Origin of the sequence: Phaeovulum veldkampii DSM 11550 (assembly GCF_003034995.1) — a bacterium.
Classification (GTDB): Bacteria; Pseudomonadota; Alphaproteobacteria; order Rhodobacterales; family Rhodobacteraceae; genus Phaeovulum; species Phaeovulum veldkampii.
Genome location: NZ_PZKF01000088.1, coordinates 1 through 3,042, shown reverse-complemented (window position 1 = coordinate 3,042; position 3,042 = coordinate 1). Strand labels below are relative to the sequence as shown.

Annotated in this window: 4 protein-coding genes; all 4 read right to left on the bottom strand. The window is 60.4% G+C overall.

Going from position 1 to position 3,042, the window contains the following annotated elements; all coding sequences use genetic code 11:
* The coding region (locus tag C5F46_RS15875; protein ID WP_210203008.1) for a chromate transporter at nt 1–377 on the bottom strand (377 nt) is incomplete at its 3' end.
* Nucleotides 378–560: 183 nt separating this feature from the next.
* Nucleotides 561–1,082, bottom strand: coding sequence for a DUF2478 domain-containing protein (locus C5F46_RS15870; RefSeq protein ID WP_107326270.1), 522 nt, complete (start codon nt 1,080–1,082; stop codon nt 561–563).
* An 11-nt stretch (nt 1,083–1,093) separates the two neighbouring features.
* Nucleotides 1,094–2,302 carry a molybdopterin molybdotransferase MoeA gene (locus tag C5F46_RS15865; RefSeq protein ID WP_235820203.1) on the bottom strand — a complete coding sequence of 403 codons (1,209 nt, stop codon included), beginning with the start codon at nt 2,300–2,302 and terminating at the stop codon, nt 1,094–1,096.
* A gap of 65 nt (nt 2,303–2,367) precedes the next feature.
* Entirely contained in the window at nt 2,368–2,985 is a 618-nt protein-coding gene (locus tag C5F46_RS15860; RefSeq protein WP_107326268.1) for a carbonic anhydrase, read from the bottom strand.
* Nucleotides 2,986–3,042 lie beyond the last annotated feature (57 nt).

Below are 3,042 nucleotides of genomic sequence, written 5' to 3'. Positions count from 1 at the left end.
CCATGCAGCGCGCCGGTGCCGATCGGCCCCGCGATGCTGGCCGCCGTCATAGCGAAGACTAGAAGGGCCAGTGCCGAGGGGAGCGTGAAGGCGGTGAAGGCCGCAAGAGCCCCCAGCCAACCGGCACGCATCATGCCAAGCGCAAAGCCCACCTGACTGGAGGCGGGACCGGGCAGGAACTGGCAGAGCGCCACAAGGTCTGCATAGGCGTGGTCGGACAGCCACTTGCGCCGGTTGACCAGCTCTTCGCGAAAGTAGCCCAGATGGGCGATCGGGCCGCCAAATGACGTCAGGCCAAGCTTCAGGAACGTGGTGAACACCTCGCCCGGCGTGCCCAGTGTCTGACCGTCCCCAGACAGTTGCGTGTCGTCCATCATTCTACGTGCCTCACCCAGATCCGTACGCTCAATCGGAACTGATGACGGAGCGCACCTCAACGTCTATCGGTGATTTCGTGAAAGATTTTTGACGGTCAACTGTCGCGCTTAATCTGCGGCGATATCAGATAGGACCCTCCCAGAGAGTGAAGGCAGCATCGCGGACGTTACATCCTCGGCGGCTCACGCCGTGGCAAGGTTCGATCCGGTCATCTGAATGGCCCAACTCTCCAAGGCATCCGGTTCAGGCGCCAAAGGTACTGCGAGGCCACCTGCGAACTCTTCGAAAGCAGACAGGTTGAGCGAGTTGACACCTACCAAGACTGGTATCCCGTTGGATAGCGCTTCCGCGACAACCATTCGGAATCCGCGCCCTTCGGCTTCGTGTTTGCCAAACTTGTTTATGATCAGGAGATCTGCACCTTGCACCAAGCTGGTTGATACAAGGCCAACGGCTTTGTCCAAAGCCGCCGGGTCAAGCCTGCAACCGCGCGATTCACGGCCGAGGTCCTGGCTGATCCGTAGAATTGGACCGTTGGGTAAGACTTGCACATCCATGTCACACGGCCCTGCATCGGAGCGCTCGGAGTTTATCTGGACCGTACCGCAGCAGCGAAACCCACGCGAAGCCATTGCTCTTGAAAGATTAAAGAGGATGAGATCGGTATCACCGCGGCCCGGCGCCATTGTGTAAGCGAGGTTCATCTTCGGCCTTCTCAGTTTGGACAAAAGGGTTGGAATTCGACGAGTGCGCCTTCGGGCAGGAAATCACAGTCGGCTGGCAAAAAGATCAACCCGTCTGCTTCGGGTAACCCGTGGACATGGCCGGAATGAGTTTCGGCATCAAATGTCACGACCTCACGGCCTTGGCCGTCAAAGCCTACGCATCTCGCAGGTCGTAACTCGCAGCGACCGGGCTTCCTGGAAATCGCCGCTCCCGTAACGACATGGCGCCGGGTAACTCGCTCCGTTTCACCGGTCAGTCGGGCGACAATCGGCGTTCCGAAAAGCTGCCAGGTGACGAAGGCTGACAAGGGATTGCCTGGCAAACCCAGCCACCATGCGCCCCGAATACGACCGAAGGATACCGGCTTGCCCGGCTTGATCGCAACGCCACTAAATTGAATGTCCCCGCCAAGAGCTAACAGCGCAGGTTTGATGTGGTCTTCCTCACCGACCGAAATTCCGCCAGTGGTGATGACAAGATCGGCATTGGCAGCCAGTTCCGCAATCTGCAGGAACAACCCGTCGCGACTGTCAATGCCCTGTTCCACAGCAACAATATCGATCTGGGGCTGCGTCAGAATGCCGGTCAGCATGGGAGTGTTCACGTCCCAGATCTGAGCCTCGGCACGCAGAGCACCGGCCGTGCGAATTTCGTTGCCGGTCACCAGAAGCGCCACGCGCAATCGCCTGCGCACCGTTACAGAGCCCGCCCCGGCTGCAGCACAGGCGGCAATCGCGCGCGCGTCAAGCCGGCGTCCCGTCTCAAGCACCGTGACCCCTGCCTCCATTTCACTACCGGCTCGGCGGATGTTGAGCCCGGGCGTTGGTCGCATGGCTACCCGGATCGTCTTTCCCATCCGCTTGACTTCTTCTTGCATCATGACCACGTCCGCGCCTTCAGGAACTTTTGCTCCAGTGAATATTTGCGCGGCTTGCAGGTCGACCAGAGACATGGCTGAACACTGCCCCGCCTGGATACGCGCTGCTACGTCCAGTACCCACGGTCCATCACCCCGCAGCGCTGCCGAGGAAAAGGCAAATCCGTCCATTGCAGCGTTGTCGAACGGAGGAGACATGCTGCGTGAACTGACAGGGTCGGCAAGCACGCGGCCCAAAGCCTTGCCAAGACAGATGTCTTCCGTTCCGTCGACGATGGTCACGCAATGCCCAATCAGGTCGTGAGCGGCATCGATCGTCATCAGCTTCTTGCTTGTATCGTGACCCTCACAGCCACAGCCGGTCCGTGTCACTGGCTGAAGGATACTCATAGTGCTGCTCCTTCCTTGAAATGTCCTGGACCCACGCTGCAGTCGAGGTCGCGCAACAGGCCGTCCTTCAAACCGTAGATCAGCCCATGCACCCGGACTTTCGCGCCGCGCGTCCAGGCTCGCTGCAGGATAGGCGTCTCGCAGACCCGGCGGACGCCTTCGACCACGTTGAACTCGGCCAACCGGTCGCGCTGCGCCTCAAGGTCCGGCTGGCGGCTCAGATCGACCGCATAGGCGCGGGAAAGGCGTCGGATCGGCTCCAGCCAGTGGTCGGCAAGACCGTGAGGAAGATCCTCGGTTGCTGCCTTGACCCCGCCGCAGCCGTAGTGGCCGCAGACGATGATCTCGCGCACCTTCAACGCTTCGACCGCGAATTCCAGCGCGGACAGCATGTTCATATCAGAGGAATGAATGATGTTCGCCACGCTGCGATGGACAAAGACCTCGCCTGGGTCGAGCCCCGCCACGACGTTGGCCGGAACACGGCTGTCCGAACATCCGATCCAGAAGAATTCCGGGGCTTGCAGGGCTGCGAGACGGGTAAAGTATCCAGGTTCCTGCGCCTGTCTTTTGGCCGACCAGTCGCGGTTGCGGGCAAGGATATCACTCAGCACTGGTCACCCCCTGGCTGGTGGGAAGCCCGCGCCGCAACCGCATGTGATTGGCCAGAC